Below are 709 nucleotides of genomic sequence, written 5' to 3'. Positions count from 1 at the left end.
GAACTGTACCCCAAGGGATGGGTCGCTATCATCGTCATTTATTGTTCCAGTAGCTGTATTAGTGGTATCACCATTTACAAAACCTATTCCTATGTTAGACTGAATATTAGAAAGTACCACCGTAAAATCTTCAGTAGCTTCAATAATAGTATCATCTAAAATTGGAACGTCAATATCAAAAGAGCTAACTGAGGGTGTAAATGTTATAGTACCTGACTGAGCTGTAATATCACTGCCATTAAGAGCAGTCCCATCATTTGTTACATAGTCTACAGTCACATTTTCAGAGATAGTGCCAGTTAGTGTTACAGTAAATCTGGCAAAAGTGTCTGTACCTTCAGTCAAAATTACATTTGTATTTGTAAAAGCAATACCTGTACCCGCAACCGCATCATTATCAATGATATTACCATTAGCTTGAGCAGCATTAATAGTTAATAATGGGTTAGAAACACTCAATAGGTTTACTTGGTACCTCTCTGTTGGTTCTATAATAGCATCATCAATTATTGGAACAGTAATCAATTGTATTTCATCGTTTGTTCCTATAAAGTTTAGATTACCAGCAGTAGTTGTATAATCACTAGGATTATTTGCTGTATCATCGGTAGTTTCATAGGTTACGATAAAAGGAGCTGGAAGGTCACCAGTTAATCTAACTGGGAAACTTGCTGTTCCTGCATCCTCGTTTACTGTTACTTCTAATACA

1 protein-coding gene is annotated in these 709 nt (G+C 36.0%); it reads right to left on the bottom strand.

Features of this window, described 5'->3' with window-relative positions; translation table 11 throughout:
* Nucleotides 1-709, bottom strand: a 709-nt coding sequence (locus tag AACP56_RS17895; RefSeq protein WP_339339076.1) for a Calx-beta domain-containing protein, incomplete at both ends; no start/stop codon positions are given.

The sequence above is a fragment of the Croceitalea sp. MTPC6 genome (assembly GCF_036985525.1).
In the GTDB taxonomy this organism is placed as follows: Bacteria; Bacteroidota; Bacteroidia; order Flavobacteriales; family Flavobacteriaceae; genus Croceitalea.
Note: the sequence above shows the minus strand (reverse complement) of the source record. Positions and strands in the feature narration are given on the sequence as shown.